This is a genomic window from Micromonospora sp. NBC_01412 (assembly GCF_045040215.1).
Lineage (GTDB): Bacteria > Actinomycetota > Actinomycetes > Mycobacteriales > Micromonosporaceae > Micromonospora > Micromonospora rubida.
In genome coordinates this window covers 3,793,522-3,818,629 of sequence record NZ_CP109528.1, presented here as the reverse complement: position 1 = coordinate 3,818,629, position 25,108 = coordinate 3,793,522, and the positions used below count along the sequence as shown (strand labels likewise).

The 25,108-nt window shown below is 72.1% G+C and carries 22 protein-coding genes, 1 tRNA gene and 1 pseudogene; 9 read left to right on the top strand and 15 right to left on the bottom strand.

Features of this window, described 5'->3' with window-relative positions; translation table 11 throughout:
• Nucleotides 1-792: an enoyl-CoA hydratase/isomerase family protein gene (locus tag OG617_RS17575; protein WP_405103122.1), complete on the top strand. Its 792-nt coding sequence runs from the start codon at nucleotides 1-3 to the stop codon at nucleotides 790-792.
• A 14-nt stretch (nucleotides 793-806) separates the two neighbouring features.
• Here the strand turns inward: OG617_RS17575 and OG617_RS17570 are convergent, their stop codons facing one another.
• From OG617_RS17570 to OG617_RS17550, 5 genes are all read right to left on the bottom strand, one after another.
• Nucleotides 807-1,559, bottom strand: a complete 753-nt coding sequence (locus OG617_RS17570; RefSeq protein WP_405103120.1) for an SDR family NAD(P)-dependent oxidoreductase — start codon at nucleotides 1,557-1,559, stop codon at nucleotides 807-809.
• Between the two features lie 68 nt (nucleotides 1,560-1,627).
• On the bottom strand, nucleotides 1,628-2,311 hold the full coding sequence (locus OG617_RS17565) for a hypothetical protein (RefSeq protein ID WP_405103118.1): 684 nt from the start codon (nucleotides 2,309-2,311) through the stop codon (nucleotides 1,628-1,630).
• Nucleotides 2,312-2,324: 13 nt separating this feature from the next.
• Nucleotides 2,325-2,906 carry a DNA-3-methyladenine glycosylase I gene (locus OG617_RS17560; RefSeq protein WP_405103116.1) on the bottom strand — a complete coding sequence of 194 codons (582 nt, stop codon included), beginning with the start codon at nucleotides 2,904-2,906 and terminating at the stop codon, nucleotides 2,325-2,327.
• 115 nt (nucleotides 2,907-3,021) lie between these two features.
• Entirely contained in the window at nucleotides 3,022-3,519 is a 498-nt protein-coding gene (locus OG617_RS17555) for an SRPBCC family protein (RefSeq protein WP_405103114.1), read from the bottom strand.
• The gene (locus OG617_RS17550; protein WP_405103112.1) at nucleotides 3,516-4,154 is read right to left on the bottom strand and encodes a DivIVA domain-containing protein; all 639 of its coding nucleotides are present in this window, start codon (nucleotides 4,152-4,154) and stop codon (nucleotides 3,516-3,518) included. Before OG617_RS17550 ends, OG617_RS17555 begins: the two co-directional genes overlap by 4 nt.
• Nucleotides 4,155-4,322: 168 nt before the next feature.
• Here OG617_RS17550 and folP point away from each other — a divergent pair, with 168 nt between their 5' ends.
• The gene (gene folP, locus OG617_RS17545) at nucleotides 4,323-5,192 is read left to right on the top strand and encodes a dihydropteroate synthase (protein WP_405103109.1); all 870 of its coding nucleotides are present in this window, start codon (nucleotides 4,323-4,325) and stop codon (nucleotides 5,190-5,192) included.
• Nucleotides 5,193-5,237: 45 nt separating this feature from the next.
• Here the strand turns inward: folP and ndhC are convergent, their stop codons facing one another.
• Nucleotides 5,238-5,615 (bottom strand): NADH-quinone oxidoreductase subunit A, encoded by a 378-nt coding sequence (ndhC, locus tag OG617_RS17540; protein ID WP_396683787.1) that lies wholly within the window; start codon nucleotides 5,613-5,615, stop codon nucleotides 5,238-5,240.
• Nucleotides 5,616-5,799: 184 nt separating this feature from the next.
• Between ndhC and OG617_RS17535 the strand changes: the two genes are divergently transcribed.
• The 3 genes from OG617_RS17535 to OG617_RS17525 all read left to right on the top strand — a co-directional run bounded on the left by OG617_RS17535 (nucleotide 5,800) and on the right by OG617_RS17525 (nucleotide 10,409).
• Nucleotides 5,800-7,173: a hypothetical protein gene (locus OG617_RS17535; RefSeq protein WP_405103106.1), complete on the top strand. Its 1,374-nt coding sequence runs from the start codon at nucleotides 5,800-5,802 to the stop codon at nucleotides 7,171-7,173.
• Nucleotides 7,174-7,537: 364 nt separating this feature from the next.
• Nucleotides 7,538-9,382, top strand: coding sequence for a 2-oxoacid:acceptor oxidoreductase subunit alpha (locus tag OG617_RS17530; RefSeq protein WP_405103104.1), 1,845 nt, complete (start codon nucleotides 7,538-7,540; stop codon nucleotides 9,380-9,382).
• The gene (locus tag OG617_RS17525) at nucleotides 9,375-10,409 is read left to right on the top strand and encodes a 2-oxoacid:ferredoxin oxidoreductase subunit beta (protein WP_396683793.1); all 1,035 of its coding nucleotides are present in this window, start codon (nucleotides 9,375-9,377) and stop codon (nucleotides 10,407-10,409) included. Before OG617_RS17530 ends, OG617_RS17525 begins: the two co-directional genes overlap by 8 nt.
• A 106-nt stretch (nucleotides 10,410-10,515) precedes the next feature.
• Here OG617_RS17525 and OG617_RS17520 read toward each other — a convergent pair whose 3' ends face one another.
• Both OG617_RS17520 and OG617_RS17515 read right to left on the bottom strand, forming a co-directional pair.
• Nucleotides 10,516-12,291 carry a trypsin-like serine protease gene (locus OG617_RS17520; protein WP_405103102.1) on the bottom strand — a complete coding sequence of 592 codons (1,776 nt, stop codon included), beginning with the start codon at nucleotides 12,289-12,291 and terminating at the stop codon, nucleotides 10,516-10,518.
• Between the two features lie 375 nt (nucleotides 12,292-12,666).
• Complete coding sequence (locus tag OG617_RS17515; RefSeq protein ID WP_405103100.1) at nucleotides 12,667-13,683, bottom strand: potassium channel family protein; 1,017 nt, start codon at nucleotides 13,681-13,683, stop codon at nucleotides 12,667-12,669.
• A gap of 184 nt (nucleotides 13,684-13,867) precedes the next feature.
• On the opposite strand from OG617_RS17515, the pseudogene OG617_RS17510 reads away from it, so the two are divergent.
• Both OG617_RS17510 and OG617_RS17505 read left to right on the top strand, forming a co-directional pair.
• Nucleotides 13,868-14,105 (top strand): annotated as a pseudogene (locus OG617_RS17510) (helix-turn-helix domain-containing protein); the annotation flags it as partial.
• A gap of 392 nt (nucleotides 14,106-14,497) precedes the next feature.
• Complete coding sequence (locus OG617_RS17505) at nucleotides 14,498-15,094, top strand: ClpP family protease (RefSeq protein ID WP_405103098.1); 597 nt, start codon at nucleotides 14,498-14,500, stop codon at nucleotides 15,092-15,094.
• Nucleotides 15,095-15,266: 172 nt separating this feature from the next.
• Here the strand turns inward: OG617_RS17505 and OG617_RS17500 are convergent, their stop codons facing one another.
• The gene (locus OG617_RS17500) at nucleotides 15,267-17,042 is read right to left on the bottom strand and encodes an adenylyl cyclase (protein ID WP_405103096.1); all 1,776 of its coding nucleotides are present in this window, start codon (nucleotides 17,040-17,042) and stop codon (nucleotides 15,267-15,269) included.
• A 232-nt stretch (nucleotides 17,043-17,274) separates the two neighbouring features.
• Between OG617_RS17500 and OG617_RS17495 the strand changes: the two genes are divergently transcribed.
• Nucleotides 17,275-18,123: an SDR family oxidoreductase gene (locus OG617_RS17495; RefSeq protein WP_405103094.1), complete on the top strand. Its 849-nt coding sequence runs from the start codon at nucleotides 17,275-17,277 to the stop codon at nucleotides 18,121-18,123.
• A 77-nt stretch (nucleotides 18,124-18,200) separates the two neighbouring features.
• Here OG617_RS17495 and OG617_RS17490 read toward each other — a convergent pair whose 3' ends face one another.
• From OG617_RS17490 to fxlM, 5 genes are all read right to left on the bottom strand, one after another.
• Nucleotides 18,201-19,067 (bottom strand): helix-turn-helix domain-containing protein, encoded by an 867-nt coding sequence (locus OG617_RS17490; RefSeq protein WP_405103092.1) that lies wholly within the window; start codon nucleotides 19,065-19,067, stop codon nucleotides 18,201-18,203.
• 156 nt (nucleotides 19,068-19,223) lie between these two features.
• Nucleotides 19,224-20,831: an amidohydrolase gene (locus OG617_RS17485; protein ID WP_405103090.1), complete on the bottom strand. Its 1,608-nt coding sequence runs from the start codon at nucleotides 20,829-20,831 to the stop codon at nucleotides 19,224-19,226.
• A 220-nt stretch (nucleotides 20,832-21,051) separates the two neighbouring features.
• Nucleotides 21,052-21,124, bottom strand: a tRNA-Arg gene (locus tag OG617_RS17480).
• A gap of 220 nt (nucleotides 21,125-21,344) precedes the next feature.
• Entirely contained in the window at nucleotides 21,345-21,515 is a 171-nt protein-coding gene (locus OG617_RS17475) for an FxLD family lanthipeptide (RefSeq protein ID WP_405103088.1), read from the bottom strand.
• Between the two features lie 40 nt (nucleotides 21,516-21,555).
• Nucleotides 21,556-22,776 (bottom strand): methyltransferase, FxLD system, encoded by a 1,221-nt coding sequence (gene fxlM / locus OG617_RS17470; protein ID WP_405103086.1) that lies wholly within the window; start codon nucleotides 22,774-22,776, stop codon nucleotides 21,556-21,558.
• A 339-nt stretch (nucleotides 22,777-23,115) separates the two neighbouring features.
• On the opposite strand from fxlM, the gene OG617_RS17465 reads away from it, so the two are divergent.
• Nucleotides 23,116-24,546 carry a helix-turn-helix domain-containing protein gene (locus OG617_RS17465; protein ID WP_405103084.1) on the top strand — a complete coding sequence of 477 codons (1,431 nt, stop codon included), beginning with the start codon at nucleotides 23,116-23,118 and terminating at the stop codon, nucleotides 24,544-24,546.
• Here OG617_RS17465 and OG617_RS17460 read toward each other — a convergent pair.
• Nucleotides 24,543-25,106, bottom strand: a complete 564-nt coding sequence (locus tag OG617_RS17460; protein ID WP_405103082.1) for an NUDIX hydrolase — start codon at nucleotides 25,104-25,106, stop codon at nucleotides 24,543-24,545. The genes OG617_RS17465 and OG617_RS17460 overlap by 4 nt on opposite strands.
• Nucleotides 25,107-25,108 lie beyond the last annotated feature (2 nt).

Sequence of the window (25,108 nt, the reverse complement as noted above, 5' to 3'; positions counted from 1 at the left end):
GTGACCGAGCCGCTGCTCGTCGACCGCACCGACTCCGTCGTCACCCTGACGCTGAACCGCCCGGCGGCGATGAACGCGCTCGACGTGGCGCTCAAGGAGGCGCTGCGGGACGCCCTGGCCGGGCTGGAGTCCGACCGCAGCTGCCGGGCCGTGGTGCTGGCCGGGGCGGGCGGGTCGTTCAGCGCGGGCCAGGACCTGCGCGAGCACGTGCAGACCCTCGAATCGGCCGGGGCGGACCCGCTGGCCACCGTCCGGGCCCACTACAACCCGATCGCGGCCCGGCTGGCCAGCCTGCCCAAGCCGGTGGTCGCCGCGGTCCGGGGAATGGCCGCCGGGGCCGGCGCGTCGCTGACCCTCCTGGCCGACTTCCGCGTCGGCGGGCCGAAGACCCGCTTCCTGATGGCCTTCGCCGGGGTGGGGCTCGCCGCAGACACCGGCGCCTCCTGGACGCTGCCCCGGCTCGTCGGCCACGCCAAGGCCGTCGAGCTGCTGATGCTCGCCGAGCCGGTGTCCGCCGAGGAGGCGCACCGGCTGGGCCTGCTGACCCGGCTGGTCGACGACGACGAGCAGGTGCTGCCCGCCGCGCAGGAGCTGGCCGCCCGGCTCGCCGCCGGCCCGACCGTCGCGTACGGGGCGATCAAGCGCCAGCTCTCCGTCGCCGACGCCGGCACCCTCGCCGACGCGCTGTCGGCCGAGGCGCAGGCCCAGTCGATCTGCGGCGCCACCGCCGACCACCGGGCCGCCACCACGGCCTTCGTGAACAAGCAGAAACCGGTCTTCGAGGGACGCTGAACGCGATCCGGCGGTCAGCGGGCCACGTAGCCGCCGTCGATCGGGACGGTGTGGCCGGTGATCCAGGCCGCGTCGTCGGAGGCGAGGAAGAGCACCACCCCGGCCACGTCGTCCGGGGTGGGGATGCCCGGCTTCGGGTTGAACGACTCCATCTGCCGGCGCATCTGCGCCGGGTCCGGCGCGCTGGCGATGAAGTGCTCCACCAGCGGGGTCATCACCACCGTCGGGGCGACCGCGTTGATCCGGATGCCGCGAGCCGCGTATTCGACGGCGGCCGAGCGGGTCAGCCCGACGATGCCGGCCTTGGTGAACGTGTACGGGGAGATGTTCTCCTGGGCGGCCAGGCCCGTGGTCGAGGAGGTGTTGATGATCGCGCCCCCGCCGCCGTGCAGCATCGCCTCGATGCCGTACTTGAGGACGTGGAACACGCCGTCGCCGTTGATCCGGCTGACCCGCGCCCAGTTCTCCACGTCCATCTCGTGCAGCGGCTGCTGACTGCCGTCGATGCCGGCGTTGTTGAAGATCACGTCGATCCGGCCGTACCGCTGCACGGCGTCCGCGAAGGCCTGCTCGACCGACGCCGCCTCGCCGGTGTCGGCGGTGACCGCGAGGGCGTCCGGCAGCTCACCGGCCACCCGCTGCCCGCCGTCGGCGTTGATGTCGGCGATCACCACCCTGGCCCCCTCGGCGGCGAACCGCCGGGCGGCGGCCGCACCGAGCCCGGAGGCGCCACCGGTGATGAACGCGACCTTGTCCTGGAACCGCATCGCACCTCCCCGGGGCCGGCCGTCGGTGCCGGCCCGTCACGAGCCCTCGTTACCCGGCGGGCACCGGGCTAGTCGTCCTCCTCCGGGTCCTGGTTGGCCTCGGCGCCGAGCACGAACGCCTGCATGGCCAGCTCGTCCCCGGACGGCGAGACGAACGCGGGCAGCTCCTGCGGGCCCAGGTCGCGCACGTACGACCAGAACACCCGGACCGCCTCAGCCGGGGTCTCCGCCTCGATCGGGAGGTCGAGGCTGACCAGCCACGGACGGCGTGCCGGCGGTGGCCCGAGCCGCTCGGCCAGCTCCCGGTAGGCGCCGGCTGGCAGCGCGGTGACCGGCCCGCCGAGGGTCAGCCCCTCGACCCCCACCGGCTCGTCGAAGGCCCTTCGGGTGTACGCGACCACGAGCGAGCCGGAGGCGGGATCGGACTGGGGATCGTCCGGATCCTCCCGGCGCTCGACGGTGGGCCGGGCGACCCGGCCCAGCGCCACCAGCCGCAGCGGCCCCTCGGTCAACACCGCCACCGGATCGCCCGGACGGGGCCCGGCGGGCGCGGCCGGCCCGGCGGGCGCCGCACCCGTCGGGTAGGCCGCACCGGCGGCGTCGACCCCGGTCAGCTCCAGCGTGTCGTGGTGGACGAGCCGCTCGGCGTCGTACCGGCCCGGTGGGAGGAGCACGGCCCAGGCGCCGTCACCCGGCCCGCCCTCACCCCGGACATGGATCGTGCCGCTCACGCGGCGATCGGTGTCGGTCATACGGCCAATCCCATCACGCCGGCCCCGACCCGCTGACGTGGCAGCCGGCCAGGTGGTCGTCCACCATCCCGGTGGCCTGCATCAACGCGTAGGACGTGGTGGGGCCGACGAACCGGAACCCGCGCTTCTTGAGCGCCTTGGCCATCGCGGTGGACTCCGGGGTCAGCGCCGGCACCTGGGTGAACGACTCCGGCCGGGCGGCCCGGGGCGGCGGCGCGAGCGACCAGAGCAGGGCGGACAGCCCGTCGGGCAGGTCCAGGGCGGCCCGGGCGTTGGCGATCGCCGCCTCGATCTTGGCCCGGTTCCGGACGATGCCGGCGTCGGCCAGCAGCCGGGTCACGTCCGCCTCCCCGTAGCCCGCCACCGCCTCGATGCGGAACTCGTCGAAGGCCAGCCGGAAGGCGGGGCGCTTGCGCAGGATGGTGAGCCAGGACAGCCCCGACTGGAAAGCCTCCAGGGTCATCCGCTCGTAGAGCGCGTCGTCGCCGCGCAGCGGCCGGCCCCACTCCCCGTCGTGGTAGGCGGCGTAGTCCGGGGTGCTCGCCCCCCACGCGCAACGGTGCAGGCCGTCCGCGCCGATCACCAGGTCAGTCACGGCGTACACGCTAGACCGGGAAGCCGACAGCCCGCCGCCGTGCCGCCGTAACGGGGGTGTCCGGGCACCGGGAAACCGCATTGTCACCGACCTGGCGGGCGCCCCGGGCCGACCGTCAGGGCAGGCGGCCCTGCTCGACCAGCCGGCCGAACCTCTTCAGCACCTGGGTGAGGCTGACCTTGGAGCCGGGCCAGAGCACCGGCCAGGCCACCCGGCCGGCGGTGCCGCCAGGGAGGTGGAACCACTCGTGCCAGACCACCTGGGTCCGGCCGCCCTCGATCTGGGTGCAGCGCAGCACCCCGGGGCCGCGCAGCAGCCGGCCGCAGTGCACCACGCCGACCTCGTAGGGCGCGTCGACCCGCACCACCCGCATCTCGTCCCGCAGGACCGCCGGGCCCAGCGCGGTGACCGCCTCCACGAGGCTGCCCTCGCCACCGTCGCCCTCGACCACCTTGACCGTGGTGAACGGGATCCAGTCGGACTGCCGCTCCCACGCGACGAGGGCGGCGAACACCCGCTCGGCCGGGGCGTTGACGATGACCGTCGCGGTGACCTCACCCGCGCCGGGCTGGGCCGCCTCGCCCAGGCCAGCGCCGTCGGCCCCGCCGGTCACGCCGGCTCCGGCCGGACCGTCTGCCCCCGCCCACCGGCCGGGTCCGCCAGCTCGCCGGCCCCGGCCGGGGCCGTCTCCGGGGCGTCGGCGTCGGCGGCCCGAGCGGGCACCGGTGCCGGCTCGTCGACGGGGCCCACCGGTGCCGGCTCGTCAACCCCAGCACCCACCGTTGCCGGCTCGTCGGCGTCGCCGGACACCGTGCTCCGCCCATCGGCGTCGGCGGACGCGGCCTCCCCGGGGTCGCCGACGGGGGTGGCGTCGGCCGCCTCGGCGGCGGCCGCCGCCTGCTCGCGGGTGCGACGCAGCTCGTCGGCGTCCGCGGCCCGTCCCTCGCGCAACGCGGTGACCTCCGCCTCCAGCACGCCGATCAGCTCGGACTTGTACCCGATGTCGTAGGCCGTCCGGCGCAGCGCCTGATCGACCTGGGCCATCCGGTACCCCCGCGTCGCCGTGTCGAAACGGACGTCGCCCACGTCGGACTCGCGCAGCGGCCGGCTGGCGGGCAGCGGGACGGCCCGCCCGTCCGGCTCGACCGGCACCAGGCCGGGATCGCGGCCGGTGACCAGCACCGTCACCCCGAAGACCACCGCCGCGACGGTGAGCGCGACGACCAGCAGGAGCAGCACCTGACCCATGTAGGAGATCGTGGCACGCGGACGGGCCGGGAGCGACCCCGCCGGGCAGTCCTCCCACAGATCGGTGCGGATCTGTGGGGCCGTGCCGGGCGGACCGGACGCCGGCCGACCGGCTAGCGTCGCAGGGCAGGCCGGGTCGCACGGCCGTGGCGAGATCGGGAGGCGAGCATGACCGGGGCGTTTCGGCTCGGAAGTCGCACGTTCGCGCCGGGCGAGCTGGCGGTGATGGCCATCGTCAACCGCACCCCGGACTCGTTCTTCGACCGGGGCGCCACCTTCGCCCAGGACAGCGCGCTGCGCGCCGTGGAGCGGGCGGTCACCGACGGGGCGGAGATCATCGACATCGGCGGGGTGAAGGCCGGCCCCGGCGACGAGGTGGACGTGGCCGAGGAGATCCGCCGCACGGTGGACACCATCGCCGCGGTCCGGGCCGCCTTCCCGGACGTGGTGATCTCCATCGACACCTGGCGGGCCGAGGTGGCGGTGGAGGCGGTCGCGGCCGGCGCCGACCTGCTCAACGACACCTGGTCCGGCGCGGATCCGGCACTCGCCCGGGTCGCCGCCGAGACCGGCGCCGGGCTGGTCTGCTCGCACGCCGGCGGGCTCGCGCCGCGCACCCGCCCGCACCGGGCCGCCTTCGACGACCTGGTGGCCGACGTGGTCGCGACGGTGACCGGCCTCGCCGAGCGCGCGGTCGCCCTGGGGGTACGCCCCGACGGCGTCCTCATCGACCCGGCGCACGACTTCGGCAAGAACACCCGGCACTCGTTGGAGATCACCCGCCGGCTCGCCGAGCTGTCCGGCACGGGCTGGCCGCTGCTGGTGGCCCTGTCCAACAAGGACTTCATCGGCGAGACGCTGGATCTGCCGGTCGCCGAGCGGCTGGAGGGCACCCTCGCGGCGACCGCGGTGTCGGCCTGGCTGGGCGCCCGGGTGTTTCGCGCCCACCAGGTGCTGCCCACCCGTCGGGTGCTGGACATGGTGGCGTCGATCCGGGGCGACCGCCCGCCGGCCGCCACCCGACGCGGCCTGGCCTGAGCGCCCGTCGGCGCCGGGTACGCGGGTCGACGCGCGGCCGGCGGGTCAGGTCCAGCGGAGGATGTTCCGGCGCCAGGCGTAGAGGATGCCGAGCGCCAGCACCGCCACGAAGATGCCCATCTCGGCGACGGTGACCAGGCCGAAGCCGGGCCGGTCGAAGACCACCGCCCAGGGGAAGAGGAAGACCGCCTCGACCGCGAACAACACGTACAGGTACGCGTAGACGTAGTAGCGGATCTGCATCTGCGCCCAGTCGCCGCCCACCGGGTCGAGGCCGCACTCGTAGCTCGCCCGCTTGCCGGGGGGATCGGCCGGGCGGGCGGGGCGTAACACCCGGTTGGCGGAGAACGCCGTGACGAAGAAGAGGACGCTGGCGAGCAGCAACAGCCCGAGCGTCGCGTACGAGCCCAGGTAGCCGGTCACGGTGGGTCAGCCTACCGCGCCCCGCCCGGCCTCGTACCGGACACGTTACGGAACTGTTTCCCGGTGGGACTGGTGTCCTGCGGCAACTATTGCCGAATAATGAATTCGCCCTGATGGTCCCGGAAGAGAGATGGCCCGCGTGGACGTACGCCCCGTTCGGCGGGCAGCCGACCGACGTGTCGCAGTGCTGCTCGCTGCGTCCCTCGCGTTCGGTGTCGCGGCGCTGCCCGGCTGGGCCATCGCCGCCCCCACCGTGGCCCGCACGGCGGCCGCGCAGGCCGACCCGCCCGGGGACCCGGCCGGCGAGCCCGGCGACGAGACGCCTCCGGTCGAGCCCACCGCGACCGACCCGGCGCCCACCGAGGCGCCGCCGACCGTGCCACCGCCCCCGGAGACCACCGCTCCGGCGCCCACGCCCACCGAGCCTGGGGCCACCACTCCGGCCGGGCCCGTCGACCCGCCCCCGGCCACCACCGCTCCGGGTACCACCGCGCCGCCGCCCCCGGCGACCTCCGCCCCGCCGCCCCGCCCATCGGCCCCCGGCCCGGACGCACCGGCGCCGGGCCGGCTGGGCGTGCGGGTCAGCACCGAGGACGTCACGCTGACCGAGGCGTACTGGAACGCGGAGGACACGACGACCACCCTGCGGGTCATCGTGACCAACACCGGCGAGGTGGCAGAGCTGATCCGGCTCTCGTACACCCTCCCGGCGGGCCTGACCGACGCTGGCACCCCCGGGTGCGCCGAGGCCGGCGGCGGCGAACACCACTGCGGCGGATGGCTGACCGCGGCCGGCGACCGGTTCAGCGCCCTGGTCAAGGTGCGTGTCGACGGTGCCGCCTGGCGGCAGATGCCGCTCAGCGGCGCGGTCCGGGTGAGCGCGAGCGCCCCCGGCGTGGCCGGCTCGACCGAGGACAACGAGGGCTTCGCGGTGCTCTTCCCGCCGGGGCCGCCCGTGCCAGGCATCTCCCTGGACGCCGACGGGGTGGCCTTCGACATCAGCGGGGCCGCGAGCGAGCTGGACGTCCGACTGGGCAACACGGGCAAGGTCGATGCCGCCGGCCGGGTCGAGGTGGTCCTGCCCGCCGGGGTGACCGTGTCGACCCCGCCCGCCGGCTGTGCCGCGCTGAGCCCCGCCCGTACCCGCTGCGACGTCGGCGCGGTGCCGGCCGGCGGCACCGTCACCCTCCGGCTCCCGGTGAGCGCGACCGCCGAGGCCCAGCGGGACGCGCCGCTGGCCGGCGCCGTGATCGGCCGGGTCGACCCGCGCAGCGGCCGGGCCCGGCAGCTCCAGATGAGCTTCCGGATCACCGCGGCGGCCGCGATGTCCACCCCGATCGCCACCCCCGCCCCCGCCGGCTCCCAGGGCGTGCTGGCTGCGGCCGGGGCGGGCCCGGACCCGGCCGGCGGTCTCACCTCGGTGCAGCGCAGCGCGGTCGTCCTGATCGTGGTGTCCGTGCTGCTGGTCGTGCTGGCGCTGGCGCTGGCCACCACCTCGCTGCGCCGCCGGCTCGCCGGCCCGGCCGGTCCCGCCCCCGCGCCGGCCCCGTCGGACTGACCCGGGCCCGCCGCCGACCGCCCGGCTCCGGTAGCCGCGCGGGCCGGGCCGGTGCCCGGCCGCGGTCCCCCGCCAGACGACGACGGCGGGGAGGGCCGCCCGGTGATTCTGATTACGGCGGGCGGGCCAAAACAGCATCAGACAGGGCATAACCGCCCCGAATTCGATCCCAGTCGGCGGACCACAGGGCAAGTTCCGCCCCCCACTCGACGTAGGCTCTCGGGTGAGGAACTACAGCGGACCGGACCAGCCACGGGCGGTGCGGGGCAGCGGTGCGTCAAGGAGGTCGCGTGGCCGGGCGAAGCGAGGTCACCATCATGTTCAGTCGCCCGCGCCACCGCGCCGAGCGAAGCGAGGTTCAGGCGTGACCAAGCAGATCCGTCAACTCGACCGGGTGGTCATCCGGTTCGCCGGGGACTCCGGCGACGGCATGCAGCTGACCGGCGACCGGTTCACCTCGGAGACGGCGCAGCTGGGCAACGACATCTCCACGTTGCCCAACTTCCCGGCCGAGATCCGCGCCCCCGCAGGCACCCTGCCGGGCGTGTCGAGCTTCCAGGTGCACTTCGCCGACTACGACATCCTGACCCCCGGCGACGCGCCGAACGTGCTGGTGGCGATGAACCCGGCCGCGCTCAAGGCCAACCTGGCCGACCTGCCGCGCGGCGCCGACATCATCGTCAACACCGACGAGTTCACCAAGCGCAACCTGGCCAAGGTGGGATACCAGTCCAGCCCGCTGGACGACGACTCCCTCACCGGCTACGTGGTGCACCCGGTCGCCCTCACCTCGATGACGGTCCGGGCGCTCGCCGAGAACGCGGTGTCCAAGAAGGACGCCGAGCGGGCCAAGAACATGTTCGCCCTCGGCCTGCTGTCCTGGATGTACTCCCGGCCGTACGGGTCGACCCTGCGCTTCCTGGAACGCAAGTTCGCCAAGCGTCCCGAGCTGGTCGCGGCGAACATCGCGGCCTTCAAGGCCGGCTGGAACTTCGGCGAGACGACCGACTCGTTCTCGGTGCGGTACGAGGTGAAGCCGGCGAAGATGCTGCCGGGCACATACCGGAACATCACCGGCAACGCGGCGCTGTCGCTGGGCCTGGTGGCCGCGGGCGTGCGCTCCGGCCTGCAGGTGTTCCTCGGGGCGTACCCGATCACCCCGGCGTCGGACATCCTGCACGAGCTGAGCAAGCACAAGCGGCTCGGCGTGGTCACCATGCAGGCCGAGGACGAGATCGCCGCCGTCGGCGCGGCGCTCGGCGCGTCCTACGGCGGGTCGCTCGGCGTCACCACCACCAGCGGCCCCGGCGTCGCGCTCAAGAGCGAGACGATCTCGCTCGCGGTGGCGCTGGAGCTGCCGCTGGTCATCGTGGACGTGCAGCGGGCCGGGCCGTCGACGGGCATGCCGACCAAGACCGAGCAGGCCGACCTCAACATGGCCCTGTACGGCCGACACGGCGAAGCCCCCGTCGCGGTGATCGCGCCGAAGTCGCCCTCGGACTGCTTCCACGCGGCCATCGAGGCGGCCCGGATCGCGCTGACGTACCGCACCCCGGTGATCCTGCTGTCGGACAACTACGTCGCCAACGGCTCCGAGCCGTGGCTGCTGCCCGACGTGGAGTCCCTGCCCGACCTGCGGGTCGAGTTCGCCACTGAGCCCAACGGCGAGGACGGCACCTTCCTGCCGTACCTGCGGGACCCGCAGACCCTGGCCCGGCCGTGGGCCGTCCCCGGCACGCCGGGGCTGGAACACCGGATCGGCGGCCTGGAGAAGGCCGACAAGACCGGCGACATCTCGTACGACCCGGCGAACCACGACTTCATGGTGCGCACCCGGGCGGCCCGGATCGAGACGATCCCGGTGCCGGACGTCGAGGTGGAGGACCCGGACGGCGACGCCCGGGTGCTGGTGCTCGGCTGGGGCTCGACGTACGGGCCGATCGGCGCGGCCTGCCGAGGGCTGCGCCAGCGCGGCCTGCCCGTCGCCCAGGCGCACCTGCGGCACCTGGCCCCGATGCCGGCGAACCTCGGCGAGGTGCTGGGCTCCTACGACCGGGTGGTCATCCCTGAGATGAACCTCGGCCAGCTCGCCCACGTGATCCGGGCCAGGTACCTGGTCGACGCCATCGGCTACAACCAGGTCCGCGGCCTGCCGTTCACCGCCTCCGAGCTGGAGACGATGTTGGAAGAGGTCCTGAAGAATGTCTGAGCCCGTCGCCCTCAAGCTCACCGCGAAGGACTTCAAGTCCGACCAGGAGGTGCGCTGGTGCCCCGGCTGCGGTGACTACGCGATCCTCGCCGCCATACAGCAGTTCATGCCGGAGCTGAACATTCCCCGGGAGCGGACGGTCTTCGTCTCCGGCATCGGCTGCTCGTCGCGCTTCCCGTACTACATGAACACCTACGGGATGCACTCGATCCACGGCCGGGCCCCGGCGATCGCCACCGGCCTGTCGGTGTCCCGCCCGGACCTGTCCGTGTGGGTGGTCACCGGCGACGGCGACGCGCTGTCGATCGGCGGCAACCACCTGATCCACGCGCTGCGCCGCAACGTCAACCTGAAGATCCTGCTGTTCAACAACCGGATCTACGGCCTGACCAAGGGGCAGTACTCGCCCACCTCCGAGGTCGGCAAGATCACCAAGTCGACCCCGGCCGGCTCGGCGGACGCGCCGTTCAACCCGCTCTCGCTCGCCCTGGGCGCGGAGGCCAGCTTCGTCGGCCGCACCATCGACTCGGACCGCAAGCACCTCCAGTCCGTGCTGCGGGCCGCGGCGGAGCACCAGGGCTCGGCGTTCGTGGAGATCTACCAGAACTGCAACATCTTCAACGACGGCGCGTTCGACCAGCTCAAGGAGCCGGCCACCCGGGACGACTTCCTGATCCGGCTGGAGCACGGGCAGCCCATCACCTTCGGCTCAGACGGGCAGTTCTGCGTGGTGCATCCGCCGGGCGGCTTCGGCCTGGAGGTGCGGGAGACCGCCTCGGTACGCCCAGAGGAGATCGTCGTGCACGACACGACGGTCAACGAACCGGCGTACGCGTTCGCGCTGTCCCGGCTGCCCGGGCTCGACCTGCGGAACACCCCGATCGGCGTGTTCCGCTCGGTCGACCGCCCGTCCTACGACAGCGTGGTGCAAGAGCAGCTCGCGGCGGCGAAGGCCGCGGTGACCGAGACCCCGGAGCAGCAGCTCGCCGGGCTACTCGCCAGCGGCGACACCTGGACGATCCGCTGACCCGCCGCTGACGGCGGCACAAAGTCGCCGCCCCGCGACACGGAAAGGGCCCGCAACCTTCGCCGGTTGCGGGCCCTTTCGTCAGTGCGGGGGAAACCCCGGTCGATCAGAAGACCAGGTTGACGCTGCCCCAACCGGTGGAGATGACCTTGCCGCTGGCGTCGATCCAGTTGCCGTGGCCGTCGGTGGTGTAGAGGCGCATCTGGTTGCTGCTGTTGACGCCCAACATGTCCATCATGTTGTCGCCGTTCCAGTCGCCCGGCGTGATGATGTTCTTGAAGTTGGCCCAGCCGCTGCCGATCTGCGTGCCGGCCGGGTTGGTCCAGCCGCCAGCCTGGTCGGTCTGGTACATCTTCAGGATGCCGGTCGAGGTGCGGCCGATCAGGACCTCCTTGCCGTCACCCTTCCAGGCGCCCGGGGTGAGGAACAGGTTGAACCCGTTCCAGCCGGTGCCGATCCGGGTGCCCGCCGGGTTGGTCCAGCCGCCCGCGCCGTTGCTGGTGTAGCGCCACAGTTCGCCGTTGGACTTGCGGACCATCAGGCTCGGCAGGTTGTTGCCCAGCCAGTTGTTCGTCACCATCAGGGCGGTGAAGTTGCCCCAGCCGGTGCCGATCCGCTTGGGGGTGCCGGCCGCGTTGCCCTGGCCGTCGGTGTTGTAGATCCACAGCTCGCCGGAGGTGGTCACCTCCATGATCGACGGGGTCCGGTCGCCGTTCCAGTTGTAGACCCGGAAGACCCGCTTGGAGCTGCCCCAGCCCGAGCCGATGTTCCCCTGGGCGTAGAAGCCGCCGTTGCCGTCGTTGGAGAACCCGCGACCCACGTACAGCCGCAGGTTGCCGGCGGTGTCCCGCGCCATCAGGTCGGTGTGGCCGTCGCCGGTCCAGTCGGCGTTCACCAGCGGCGGGCGGGTCAGGTCCGCGTTGATCGAGTCGGCGTAGTAGCTGATCCGCTCGTAGTAGCCCGGCTTGTCGCCGCACGGGCTGTAGCCCCAGTCGGTGATGCCGACCTGCTTGCCGTTCACCAGGATCGGCCCGCCGGAGTCACCGTCGCAGGTGTCCGCGCCGTTGTCCGGCCCCGCGCAGATCATCCGGTTGGCGTCGTACGCCTGGCCCGCGACGCCGGCGCAGTCCGCGTTCGACTTCATCGTCACGGTCGCCTTGCGCAGCTTCGTGTCGGCGTTGTCGCCGTCGGCCACACCGTAGCCGAGGATGTCCGCCGCAGTGCCCGCCGTGTACGGCGCCTGGTCGCCCTGGCCGCTCAGCGTGATCGCCGGGTACGCCGACGGGAGGTTCTGCTTGAGGGTCAGGACCGAGACGTCGTCCAGGAAGGCCGTCGCGGTCCCGGCCTCCTGCGCGGCGAGGTTGTAGCCCTGGTGGGTCCAGGTGGACGCCACCGCGCCGACGTACCCGCCGGGCGGGATGTTGCCGTCGTCGTCGAGCAGCTGGTTCTTTCCGGCGAGGACCAGGGTCGTTCCCGGCACGTCCACGGAGCAGTGCGCCGCCGTCAGCACCTTGTTCGGGGCGATGACGGTGCCGGTGCACCAGTAGATGCCGTCGAACGCGTAGGTCAGGATGCCGACGACGTACGGGTGATTCGCGACGTTGACCTCGGAGCCGCCGACGATGCGGGGCGTGGGCCCCTTCGTCGACGGGAGCAGGTCGCCCTTGACGCCGGGGCTGGGCGGGGTGAACTTGCCCGCCCGGAAGTTCTTCGACGAGGTCGTCCGGCTCTCACCCTGGATGTCGCTTGCCGACTTGAGCACGCCGTCGCTCGAGGGGGCCGCCTGGGCGACCGTTCCCGGCGCGACGACCGCCACGCTGCCGAGGGCGAGGCCGGCGATGATGCCCGCCGCCCGCCGCCGGACTCCTGCGGTGTTTGCCACTTCAGCCACTAAATTTCTTCCCGTCGTTCGATTAACGAGGTACTCGAAACTGCCGACGTGCGGTGCGTCGACCGGACGGAGAGATGACGACGAGGCCGGGGCATGATGTTGTGCACCCCGCGCGTTCCGTTGGATCCCCCGTGCCTGAGCCAATCGAGGGGCGCCGGCGACAATCGGATGCCACGCCCATTGGCAATTCCAAGCGGCCAAACGGTAGCAAGCTTCGCGCCGTCACAAAAGAACCGACAGGATGAATCTTCACTGACCGAACCCGCAGTAGTCGCAGGTCGATCGGCCGGCGACACTGGCCCGGAGGGCACGGACCCGGCGTCGCCAGCCGCCGCCGTTCTCCGGCGTCGGCGTCAGGTGCCGGGGTCAGCCCGGAGTGCTCGCCTGCTGGGGGCGGTCGTCACGGACGTGCACGAGCATGTCGCCGGTCTCGATAACCGCGCCGGCCCGGTCGCTGAGCGTGACCACCTTGCCCCGGCGGACCAGCGCGATGACCAGGGACTCCAGCTCGCGCGGCGAACGCCCCACCTCGCTGCGCTCGGCCGAGCGCATGGCCAGCGCCATGCCCTGACCCGGCGTGAGCAGGTCCTCCACCACGTCGATCAGCGGCGGCGCGGAGGTCGACAGCCCGAGCAGCCGCCCCGCAGTGGCAGACGAGACGATCACGTGGTGGGCGCCGCTCTGCTTGAGCAGCGGCGCGTTCTCGGCCTCCCGAACCGCGGCGATGATCCGCACCTGGCCAGCGGTGAGCTGCCGGACGGTGAGCGCCACCAGGACCGACGCGTCGTCGCTGTCGGTCGCGATGATCACCGACTTGGCGTTCTTCACGTGCGCCTCGATCAGCACCGACGAACGCGTCGCCGAGCCCTCGATCGCGACCAACCCGGCCGAGGTGGCCTGCCGCAGGGCGGCGGGGCTGCGCTCGACCACCACGATCCGGGACCTGTCCAGGCCGTTCTCCAACAGCGCCGAGACCGCGCTGCGGCCCTTGGTGCCGTAGCCGCAGATGATGACGTGGTCCTTCACGCTTCTCCTCCACCGCGACAGGCGCCGGCCGGTCCGGTACTGCTCGGTCAGGACTTCCAGGGTGGTGCCGACCAGGATGATCAGGAAGATCACCCGGGCCGGGGTGACGAACAGGACGTTGACCAGCCGCGCGAACGGGGCGGCCGGGGTGATGTCGCCGTAGCCGGTGGTGGAGAGGGAGACCACCGCATAGTAGAAGCAGTCAAGGAGGGTGAGGCCGTCCTCGTTGACGTCGCGGTAGCCGTCCCGGTCGAGATAGACCGCGGCGACCACGGCGAGGACCAGGCCCAGGGCGGCGGCCAGGCGCAGGCTCAGCGCGCTCAGCGGGCCCCGCCGCTGCGCGGGAAAATGGATCACCGTCGGACCCGCTCCGCCTCCGTCGCCTGCACGTGCACAACATAGCCGGTACGCGGGTATCCGCACCCCGGGGTGCCACCGGGACGCGTCCGGCCGTACCTGCTCGCCGGACCGGGACTGCCCGGCGGCCCCGCACCGGGCATGATGGGGTTGTCGGCGGAGAGATGACCGGGGGTGAGACCGCATGTCATTGCTGCGACGGGTCATCGGCGGGGTGCTCCGCCGGATCAGGACGCGACAGGGCCGCACCCTGCGTGAGGTCGCCGAGGCGGCCGGCGTGTCGCTGCCCTACCTGTCCGAGGTCGAGCGGGGCCGCAAGGAGGCATCGTCGGAGGTGCTCGCGGCGATCTGCCGGGCCCTCGGCATCCGCCTGTCCGACCTGCTGGAGGAGGCCCGGGACGACCTGCGCCGGGTCGAGCCGCGCACCCCGGTGGGTCCCCGGGCTGCCGTGGCGGCGCACGCCGTCGCGCTGCCGCTGCCCCGGTACGGCGACCGGCTGGCCCGGCTGGAACAGCACGGCGACCGGCTGACCGGCACCCGGCGGGGGGCCGACGTGCACCGGGCGCTGTCCAGGGCACCGCTCGCCGTTGGTCCGCGTACCACCGGGTTGGTGCACTGCGGGCGGGCCTCGGTGGGCCTGCGGCGGCCGGTGACCGTCTAGCGGCGTCGCCCTGCTGCCGACGCCCGCCCGGTTCTGCCGTCGGCGAATCTGCCGGCGGCAGAAGCGTTGGGGTCGGCGCCCCCGGCGGGCGCACCCTGGACGGGCCGGTCCCCGGGGCGGTCGAAGTCGCCCACCGGCGCGGTGGAGGTCGACATGATCAGGTACGACGTACAGATGCTGGACGGCGGGCAGCCGGCTTTCGGCGACCAGGTGTTCCAACGGTTGCTGCGGGAGCGGATCGTCTTCCTCGGCACCGAGGTCACGGACGAGTCGGCCAACCAGATCTGCGCGCAGCTCCTGCTGCTGGCCGCAGAGGACAGCGAGCGGGACATCCACCTCTACATCAACTCGCCGGGCGGCTCGATCAGCGCCGGAATGGCCGTGTACGACACGATGCGTTACATCCGCAACGACGTGGCCACCCTGGCGCTCGGCTTCGCCGGCTCGATGGGGCAGTTCCTGCTCTGCGGGGGGACGGCCGGGAAGCGGTACGCGCTGCCGCACTCGCGGATCATGATGCACCAGCCGTCGGGCGGGATGGGTGGCACGGCCGCCGACATCACCATCCAGGCGGAGAACATGCTGCACGTCAAGCGCACCATGCAGGAGCTGATCGCCCGGCACAGCGGGCGGAGCCTGGACGAGATCCAACGGGACTGGGACCGGGACCGGTGGTTCACCGCGGAGCAGGCCCGCGAGTACGGCCTGATCGACCAGGTGCTCACCCGGGTTGACCAGCTCTCGGCGTGACAGCCCCGGCGGCGGGCCGGCCCGGGGCGACACGGGGCGACACGGGGCGGCCCGCCGCCGCCGGTCACCGATGGTCCGGCGGGCGTCCCCCTCAGCCGTGTCCGGCGGGTGAGCGCGCTGCCGGGCGGACCCGGTCACCGGGTCCGCCCGGGCGGTCGGGTGGTCGGCCTGGTCAGGGGTAGCTGACCACCGGGCTGGTGCCGAACGAGCCGACGACTGGGGTGCCGACGTCGTTGACCGTACGTTCGATGCCGCCGCTGCCGTCGAGGAAGACGGTGATCATGTCGTGGAACCGCACGCCCGGCCGGCGGGGCGCCTCGATCGCCCGGTCCGCCCGGATGTCGACCCCCTGGTTGAAGTACGAGTACACGCCGAGCCCCCACGCCTCGTGCCGGCGCACGGAGTCGGCGATCTTGTACGACGCCCAGCCGCTACCGGTCGGGCTGACCCAGGCGGCCTGACTCGGCGGGTCGTAGGGCAGTTCGCTCTGGTAGAAGACGGTCCGGCCGCGCTCGCCGGTCCACACCGTCTGGTACCGCTGGTAGTGCTCGACGAAGAGCCCGTACGCCGTCACGTCGTCGCCGGTGACCAGCACCCCGGTGTCGGCGGTGTTCGCCGTCCAGCCGATGCCGTTGCCGTGGTCGCCGCGCCAGGCCCAGATGTTGTCGAGCAGGGTGTCGTCGCTGTGCACGGCGAGGCTGGTCCGGGCCCGGCCGACCCAGGGGCCGCCGATACGGAAGAAGACGTCCTGCACCGAGGTCGGGTTCGCGGCGTGGTCCCGGCGGCCGTCGCGCCGGCCGATCTCGACCAGCACGTCGGACTCGCGCCGGCCGGCGTCGACCAGCAACCCGGCGACGCGCACCCCGTCGACGTCGGCGACCCGCAGCGCCGCGTCGCCGGTGGTCGGGGCGAGGCTGGGCATGCCGAGTCCGAGCACGACGGTGCCCGGCCGGGTGACCCGCAGCGCCCGGTCCAGCCGGTACACGCCCGGGGTGAGCAGCAGGTGCCGCCCCCGCGCCAACTCCCGGTTGATCCGCTGGGCGCTGTCGGTGGGCCGGGCGACGAAGAAGTCGCGCAGCGACAGCGAGGGGGTCGGTCGGCCGCCGGCCGCCCAGGTGATGCCGGCGGTGTCGTGCCGCAGTCCCGGTACGGCCACCCGCCACCGGTCGTTGCCGTCGACGAACAGGTACGGCTTCTCCCGGGTGACCGGGCTGGTCGGGAGCGTGGTGTACGGGGGGTCGGGGAAGCTCTGGGCGGGTGCCCCGGTCACGCCGGAGAAGACCTGGTTCCAGACCCCGTTGCTCCATTGGCCGCCGAGCTCGCTGTCCCGGGTCAGCCACTGCTGCTGGGAGCCGTTGATGGTGGTCCCGTCGACCTTCGAGTCGGCGATGTAGCCGCCGCTGGAGTACCCGCCGTTGCCCGGTTCGAGCCAGAGAGGGCCGCGCACGTGCACCCGGCGCATCGGGGACGCCTGGGAGACCGCCCACTGGTTCGACCAGTCGGCGGGAATGACGGAGAGGTTCTCCGCCGAGCGCCAGAAGTTGGTCAGCGCGGAGATGCCCCCCGGCGAGTTCGGGTCGGGCTGGCCGACGACCCGGACCGCGCCGTAAATGTCGACGTCGTCCGGGGAGCGGCCGAGACCGGCCACGGTGGTGTAGTAGCCGAGCTTCGCGTCGACGTCGTACCGGCCGGGCTTGAACAGCACCGCGTGCCGGTCGGTGCCCATCTCGTTGCGTTCCTGCTTCGTGAAGATCGCGTCGAGGGTGGACTGGATCTCGGCGGTCGGGGTGGACGGGTCGTAGACGTGCACGTACGGGCCGAGGTCCGGGTCGCGGTCGTCGGGATGGCCGGGGTGGGCCAGTGCGGGCACCGGGGCGAGACCGGCGGCGGCGAGGGAGACGGTGGTGGTGGCCAGGGCCAGGAGGTGGCGGCGGGTGCGAGGTGTCATCAGCCTGCCTGTCGGGTGGCGGTGGCGAACCGGGCGGCTGTGAGAGCGCTCTCTCGATCCGCCGTCCGGCATCCCTTCACGATTTGGGGGATCGTCATGTTTCTACCCCCTCCCGCCCGGACGCGCCAGCCCCGACAGCCGGCGAGGATCAGCGGGCGTCCAACGGGAAGTGACGGGAGGAGCGCCATGTTGGTACCGGACGACGGATCATCGACATTTCCCGAGGAGTCACATGTCCATCGTCGTAACCGGAGCCACCGGCCACCTCGGCCGCCTGATCGTCGAGTCGCTGCTGCGTCGGGGCGTACCGGCCGGAGAGATCGTGGCGCTCGGCCGGGACACCGGCAAGCTCGCCGACCTCGCCGGACGCGGGGTGGTCACCCGGCGGGCCGACTACACCGACCCCGCCTCGCTGCGCGCCGCGTTCGCCGGGGCCGAGAAGCTGATGTTCGTCTCCAGCAGCGAGGTCGGGCAGCGGGAGACCCAGCACCGCAACGTCGTCACCGCCGCCCGCGAGGCCGGCGTGGGGCTGGTCGTCTACACCAGCATCGCCAACGCCGACCGGTCCAGCATGATCCTCGCCGGGGAGCACCTGGCCACCGAGCGGGAGATCGCCGCCGCCGGCCTGCCATACGTGATCCTGCGCAACGGCTGGTACCTGGAGAACTACACCGACCAGCTCCCGACGTACCTCCAGTACGGGGTGACCGGCGCGGCGGGCGACGGGCGGGTCAGCGCCGCCACCCGCGCGGACTTCGCCGAGGCCGCCGCTGCGGCGCTCACCGGCGCCGGCGAGGCCGGCCGGGTGTACGAGCTGGGCGGCGAGGCGTTCACCCTCACCGAACTGGCCGAGGAACTGTCCCGGCAGACCGGCCGGAGCGTCGGCTACACCGACCTGCCTACGGAGAAGTACGCCGAGGTGCTGGGCGGCGCGGGCGTCCCCGCAGGGTTCGCCGCCATCCTCGCCGACAGCGACCGGGGCCTGTCCCAGGGCGAGCTCTACGTCGAGGGCGACGACCTGGCGAAGCTGATCGGCCGCCGGCCGACCACCCTCGCCGAGGCGCTGCGCGCGGCGCTCTGAGCCCTTCTTTGATTCGTTTGCCGGCGTCCGTCGCCCCGCCCCGCGCCCTGTCTGTGCGGGGCGGGGCGACGGACGGCTCAGGCCGTGACCCGCTCCACCGGGATCCACAGCTCGGCGTCGGCCCGCGTGCCGTCCGCCGACACCCGGGCCTGGAGGATCTCCGGGCCCGGCCGGCTGCGGTACGGGTTGGCCGGGAACCACTCGGTGAAGACGTCCCGCCAGATGTTCTGGAGGGTCTGCGGGAACTCGCCCGAGCTGGAGAAGACCGCCCAGGTGCCGGCGGCCACCGGCATGGCGTCCAGGTCCTCCGGCGGGGTGGCTCCGGTGACCACGCCGTGCCAGTAGTCCAGCTCGGCGCCCTCCTCCCGGTTGTCCCCCAGCTTGTCGCTGACGTTGACGATCCCGCGCGGCTCCTGGTCGGACAGGGCCTCGATCCGCTCGACCGTCCCGGCGTCGATGCTCCTGACGAACGTGACGATGGCCGGATTCATCCCCTCGTGCACGAGGGGGACGCGGGCCTTCCGCCCGACCAGGTGGAAGGCGTCCTTCTCGGTGACGCGGTAGTGCATGGTGGCGCTCCCTTCGACGACGAGACGGAAGGACATCCGGGGCTGGGACCGCAGTACCGCGCCGGTCCGCCGGGCCTCGCCCGGGCCGACCCCGTGCACCGCCTGGAACGCCCGCCCGAACGCCTCGGCCGAGCCGTAGCCGTACCGGACGGCGATGTCGAGCAGCGTCGCCTCCCCCGCGAGCACCTCGGCGGCGGCGACCGTGAGCCGCCGACGCCGGACGTACTCGGAGAGCGGCATGCCGGCCAACGCGGAGAACATCCGCCGGAGGTGGTACTCCGACGTGACGGCGATCCGCGCCAGCTCGGCCACCTCGACCCGCTGGTCGAGATGCCGCTCGACGTACGCCATCGCCTCGTTCAATCGGTCCAGCACCCGGGCCTCCTTCCCTGCTGCCCACCACGCTAGGAACGACGACCCCGGCCGGACCCGACATCCTGTGCCCGATCCGATCGGGTGCTACCGGAGGGCCCCGGCCCGAGCCGGGCCCGACTCGTTCCCCCTGCCCGGCGGATCACACCGGCTGCGTGGTCAGCGCTGCCAGCGCACGACCCCGCCGACCACGGTGAGCGCCACCGTGAGGTCACGCAGCTCCGCCGGCTCGACCTGGTACGGATCGGCGGGCAGCGCGATGAAGTCGGCGAGCATGCCGGGGCTGAGGCGCCCCTTCAGGTGCTCCTCGTAGGAGGCGTACGCGCCGGCGACGGTGAATCCGTGCAGCGCCGCGTCGAGGCTGAGCCGCTCGTGCGGGTCCACGCCACCGGGCGGGGTTCCGTCGGGCTGCTGCCGGGTCACCGCCGCGTGGATGCCGTAGAACGGATCCGGGTCCTCGACCGGCGCGTCGGAGCCGAACGCCACCGTCGCGCCGGCGTCCAGCAGGCTGCGCCAGGCGTACGAGGCGAGGTCCCGGCCGGCGAGCATCCTGCTGGTCAGGGGAATGTCGCTGGTGCAGTGGGTCGGCTGCATCGAGGCGATCACGCCCAGCCGGGCGAGCAGTGGCACGTCCTCCGGCCGAAGATGCTGGGTGTGTTCGATCCGGTGCCGCAGCCGCCGTGCCGCCCCGGCGACGGTCGGGTCGGTGCGCGCCGACTCCTGCCAGCGGGCGTACGCCCGCAGCACCATCCGGTTCGCCGCGTCGCCGATGGCGTGCGCCGCCACGGCGATACCGGCCCCGGCCGCCTTCGCCACCAGCCGCTCGAACTCCTCCGCCGGGGTGACCGCGATGCCGTGGTTGTCCGGCTCACCGTCGTACGGTTCGCTCATCAGGCAGGTGTGCGAGCCGAGCGCCCCGTCGGTGAAGATCTTCACCGGTCCCGTACGCAGCCAACGGTCCCCGTCGCCGGTCGCCCAGCCCAGGTCGATCACCTCGTCCAACGAGGTCGACGGAATCGACTTGTGAACCCGCAGCGGCAGCTCGCCCCGCGCGTACAGGGTCTCGTAGGCGGCCCGGCAGTCCTGCCCGTCGAGGTCGTGGATGCTGGTGAGGCCGACGGCGAGCAGCCTGGGCAGGTGGGTGCGCAACTGCTCGACCATGTCTCCGGCGACGGAGGAGCGCAAAATGTCGTAGGCCGCGTCCCCGGCCGACTCCCGCAGGATGCCGGTCGGCTCGCCGCGCTCGTCGCGGGCGATCTGCCCCCCGATCGGGTCGGGGGTGTCGGCGTCGATGCCGAGCCGCCGCAGCGCAGCGCTGTTGACCCAGGTGGTGTGCCCGTCGATGCTGGGCAGCACGGCGGGACGGTCCGGGCAGACCCGGTCGAGGTCGGCCCGGGTCGGCTGCACCGGACGGGCCCACTTGTGGCTGTCCCAGCGTCCGCCGAAGAGCCAGGCGTCGGGCGGCAGGGTGGCGGCGTGCCGCCCGATCCGGGTCAACGCCTCGTCGAGGCTGGCGGTGCCGCGCAGGTCCACCTGCTCCAGGCCGCGCACGTACAGGGCGGAATGGATGTGGCTGTCGATCATCCCGGGCAGCACGGTCATCCCGGCGAGGTCGACCCGACGCGCTCCGCCGCCGGCCCGGTCCCGGCACTCGTCGCGGTTTCCGACGGCGACGATCCGCTCGCCGCGCACCAGCATGGCCTCGGCGCGCGGCCGGGCGGGGTCGAGCGTGTGGATCCGGGCGTTCTCGAAAACCGTACCGGTCATGGGGCTGCCTGCTTCGACGGTTGGACAGGGGCCAACCATGCTAGACGGCTTCCGGCGACGAGCAAGGTTGGCTTCGCGTACCGCCGGCTTCCCGCGCCCGCACCCCGGTGGTGCCGAAGGCTACAAACGGCGGCTGCGGGTGGCATCCGGCTGCGCCGGCCAACCGATCCACGTCGAAACGTATCCGCTGGCCAGGGACAGTTTCGGCTGACCTTCGAGGTGCCCCCGGCAGGATTCGAACCTGCGACACACGGTTTAGGAAACCGATGCTCTATCCCCTGAGCTACGGGGGCGCGAGGGCCCAGTCTAGCGACCTGCGGGTTCGCACGGGGTGGCAGGGAGTGGCCCGCGTTGACCTGGGTTGCCTGGGCCGGGTTTTCCCAGGTCAGAGCACACGCCGAGCACACGAACCCCGGTTTGCGACCACGGGTGTCGCGCAATCTACCCCGGCTGACACGCGTCGACCTGTGCCGGCACCCGCTGGGGAGCACACATCGCGCACATCATCGAAGATCATGTCGTGCTGTAGGTGCTTCCGCAGCCGTCGCTGGTACTGCACGCCCTGACGACCAGCGGCGTGGTGGCCTCGATGACCCGCATGTCGAGCACGAAGTCGTCGTCGGTGACGACGTCGGGGTCGGCGGCGGGGGCGTCGAGGACCGCAGTCGGCGGAGCCATCGACATCACTCTCCTCAGCTAGAAGGGTTGGGTGGTGCCACCTGGCCTAGGACCAGGAGATCGTGACGACGCCATGCGTCTTGTCCATAACCGGAGCGTCGGCGGGGATGAGAGCGTGGCCGCTGTCGGCGGGCCAGTAGCCGAAGGCCGGCTCGATGTGGCGACCGTCGCGATCCCACGCCTGGATCTGTTCGACCATGGCGGCGGCAGCTCGCTGCCCGTCCGGGCCGTAGGCGCGGGCACCGAACTCCACGCTTTCGCCCTCGATCGCCGGCCGCACCGCCAGGTAGGCGAAGCCCGACCCGCGAACGACGCCGAAGGGGAACCAGCCGCGCTCAGCGGCCAGGTCGGTTCCCTGGTCAGCGACGATCCGGCAGAAGCCGGGAAGGAACCACGCGAACCACAGGTGCAGGTCGGCGAACGAGACACCGTTGTCGATCGTCACACCGGACCACCACTCGGCGCGCTCCGTCGCCAGGACGCCGTCAAGTCGGCTCATCTCGCGGGGGATGCCGGAGTCGAACGACAGCCGGACGTTACGCCCGTTGCCGTCGGGCAGGAGGAACACCCGGTCGGGATGCCTGCCGTCACCCTGCATCGGCACGAACCCGGCGACCTCCACCGACGTGCTGGAAAGATGGCCGCCCTCCCGGCGGAACCCGATCGTCCTCGTGACGCCGTTCATAACCAGCGGCAGGACGAGGACGCCCTTGTCCCGCAGTTGGTTGAGCAAGGCCGGGGCGATGTCCCAGGCGCCCACCGTGACGACGATGGCGTCGAACGGACCCTCGTCCGGCACACCATGTTCGGCGTCGGCGACCAGGACCCTGACCCGATTGCCGTAGCCGTTCTGGTCCAGCAACGCCGCCGCCCGATCGGTGACCTCCGGGTCGATGTCGACGCTGACAACCCGACCATTCGGTCCGACGACCTCGGCGATGTACGCGGCGTTCAGACCACCCGAGCCGACCTCCAGCACGGTCATGCCCGGCCGCAGCTCAGCCGGCTCCAGCATCCGCGCCTGGATGTAGGCCGCGGACACCGACGAGATCGCCACGCCGTGCTCATCGCGCTTGGTGACCACCGAGTTGTCGAACCCGTAGGCAACGGCGAGATCGGTACCGGCGGGCATGAACCGCTCCCGCGGCACCCGGCGGAACGCCGCCTCCACCGCCCTGGTGACGATCTTGCCCTGCACGCGCAGCTCGTCCACCAGCACGGCGCGCAGGTCGGCCGCCCGGTCGGCACCGTCGTGCGTATCAGCCATCTGGATCACTCGGTACTTCCTTCTCCTCGGGTCGACAGGGCACCTTGAGCTGTGGTTCTCCGGGCGTCGCGGACTGGACCGCCGGCAGCGTCAGGGCCAGAGAACCCGTGCCGTTGCCCGCTCCAAACACTCTCGGACGGACAGGCGACTGAGTGAACGCAGGCCATGCGGACGAAGCACGTGTCCGCATGCCGAGGCACACATGAGCCCAGCGAGCCGCTCCCGGACAACACACGCGTCTTGACCTGGCCATGGCGCGCATACAAGACCAGCCATGGAGGTGATGCGTGATGACCGAATGATGTCGCGCTGTCGCTCTGCGGAAGGTAGCGTTTATCGATGGCAATGACGTTTGCCGCACGTGCCCAGCCGATCGGCTCTCGGGGGTTGCATGCCATGCCTGCGCGGCAAGCTATCAACCCAGCGTTCGGGGCGTGTCTGAAAGCGCTACGGCTGAAGCGGAACCTGTCTCTTCGTCGGCTCGGTCAGCAAGTCCACTGCTCTCACGGCTACCTGTGGGATCTGGAGGCCGGTCTCAAGCGACCGAGTCCTCCCGTCCTGGCGCTGCTTGAGACAGCGTTGGACGCGGGCGGTGAGCTACTCACGTTGGCCTCCGTGGTGTCAGCCGACGCTGGCGAGGCGTTAGCAGCCGTCGCTACCTCCGGCCACACCACAATCCCGGGGCTAGAGTTCGCAGAGGATTGGCAACGCGGTGTTGCTGTCGCGACCGAGCTGTGGCGGGAAGATATGCAACGGCGGGATCTGCTCCGAGGCGTCGCCTTCAGCGCGGCGGCGTACCTCTCACCAGCAGTGCGCTGGCTGACCGCTCCGCTGGATGAACGACCCTCAAGCGCCGGTGAGCGCCTTGTCGGGGAACCGGAGGTCGAAGCGGTCCGGCGCGTCACCGGTGTCTACCGGTCGCTAGACAACCAGTACGGCGGGGATCGGGTTCGGGACAGTTTAGTCCGGTTTCTCGACTCCGAGGTAGCTGGGCTACTGCGCGGCCGTTTCGACCCACGGACCGGCCAGGCCCTGATGTCCGCTGCTGCTGAAACGACTCAGGTGGCGGGTTGGTCGTCGTACGACGCTGGCATGCACGGGCTCGCGCAGCGATACATGGTGCAAGCGTTGCGACTGGCCGCTGCGGCGGGCGACCGGCCGTTGGGCGCGGAGATCCTGGCGGCGATGAGTCACCAGGCGGCTTATCTTCATGCCTCGACGGAGGCGGTCGATCTGGCTCGTGCGGCCGGGCTGATGGCGGCTCAGGCCGGGGTCACGGCGATCGAGGCAGAGTCGGCGGTACTTGAGGCGCAGGGCCATGCGGTCGGCGGCGACGAGGCGGCGTGCGCCGCTGCGCTTGACCGGGCCGAACGCGCCTTCGACCGCGCCGACCGCGGCAGCGGCCCGCAGTGGATCAGCTACTTCGACGAGGCGTACCTGTCGGCGAAGTTCGGGCACTGCTTCACCGCCCTGGAGCAGGGGAAGACAGCGGCGCGCTTCGCGGTCCGCTCGTTGGACATGGACGGCCAGGCATACGCCCGTGGGCGCCAGTTCAACCTCACGCTGCTGGCGGTGGCTCATGTGCAGGCCGGCGATCCTGAACAAGCAGCTGTCGTGGGTGTGCAGGCGGCCACGGCCGCAGAGCAACTGCACTCACGCCGAGCGCGGGACTACCTGGCTGACCTGGCCGATCGGCTCGGCCCGTACCAGGGGCTGTCTGCCGTGGACGAGTTCAGCGAGCAGGTCCAGCCGTTTCTGCGGTCTGCCTAGATTCGCCCGGACGCCTTGGCCAGCAGGGTGGCGAGCAGGCCGGTAACGGAGCCGGCACCAACGATCTCGCCCGCCTGGATGCGCTGCTGAACCTCTGTCAGCGGGATCCACCCGAGCCGTTCAGTCTCGTTGACGTCCGGCTCGGCCCCGGTGGGCTCGGCACCTCGAGCGAGGTAGACAACGTTCGGTTGGTCGATCGTCCCCACCATGGGCTGGAAGGCGATCAGCGGCTCCATGCTTTTCGGCCGCCACCCTGTCTCCTCCTCGACTTCCCGGGCGGCGCATACGGCCGAGTCCTCGTCCGGATCGAGGTAGCCGCCGGGGAGTTCCCATACCCAGCGGTCGATGATGAATCGGTGCCGCCACATCATCAGGACCCGGTCGCAGTCGTCGAGGACAACCACCATCGCAGCAGCCGGAACGCGCAGCACGTACTGCTCGAATCGCACGCCGTCCGGTAGTTCCACGTCGGCGACGCTGAGCACCGCGCGTCGCGTGTCATCAATGACGCGCTCGTCGTGAATTGTCCACTCGCTGGCCCGCCGGGCGTCCGTGGTCATGG

What these genes read in the sequence shown, in the direction of transcription:
- OG617_RS17570 (WP_405103120.1), bottom strand. Translation starts at nt 1,559, where the DNA reads ATGCGGTTCCAGGACAAGGTCGCGTTCATCACCGGTGGCGCCTCCGGG.
- OG617_RS17565 (WP_405103118.1), bottom strand. Translation starts at nt 2,311, where the DNA reads ATGACCGACACCGATCGCCGCGTGAGCGGCACGATCCATGTCCGGGGT.
- OG617_RS17550 (WP_405103112.1), bottom strand. Translation starts at nt 4,154, where the DNA reads ATGGGTCAGGTGCTGCTCCTGCTGGTCGTCGCGCTCACCGTCGCGGCG.
- folP (WP_405103109.1), top strand. Translation starts at nt 4,323, where the DNA reads ATGACCGGGGCGTTTCGGCTCGGAAGTCGCACGTTCGCGCCGGGCGAG.
- OG617_RS17525 (WP_396683793.1), top strand. Translation starts at nt 9,375, where the DNA reads ATGTCTGAGCCCGTCGCCCTCAAGCTCACCGCGAAGGACTTCAAGTCC.
- OG617_RS17505 (WP_405103098.1), top strand. Translation starts at nt 14,498, where the DNA reads ATGATCAGGTACGACGTACAGATGCTGGACGGCGGGCAGCCGGCTTTC.
- OG617_RS17500 (WP_405103096.1), bottom strand. Translation starts at nt 17,042, where the DNA reads ATGACACCTCGCACCCGCCGCCACCTCCTGGCCCTGGCCACCACCACC.
- OG617_RS17495 (WP_405103094.1), top strand. Translation starts at nt 17,275, where the DNA reads ATGTCCATCGTCGTAACCGGAGCCACCGGCCACCTCGGCCGCCTGATC.
- OG617_RS17485 (WP_405103090.1), bottom strand. Translation starts at nt 20,831, where the DNA reads ATGACCGGTACGGTTTTCGAGAACGCCCGGATCCACACGCTCGACCCC.
- OG617_RS17475 (WP_405103088.1), bottom strand. Translation starts at nt 21,515, where the DNA reads ATGTCGATGGCTCCGCCGACTGCGGTCCTCGACGCCCCCGCCGCCGAC.
- fxlM (WP_405103086.1), bottom strand. Translation starts at nt 22,776, where the DNA reads ATGGCTGATACGCACGACGGTGCCGACCGGGCGGCCGACCTGCGCGCC.
- OG617_RS17465 (WP_405103084.1), top strand. Translation starts at nt 23,116, where the DNA reads ATGGCAATGACGTTTGCCGCACGTGCCCAGCCGATCGGCTCTCGGGGG.
- OG617_RS17460 (WP_405103082.1), bottom strand. Translation starts at nt 25,106, where the DNA reads ATGACCACGGACGCCCGGCGGGCCAGCGAGTGGACAATTCACGACGAG.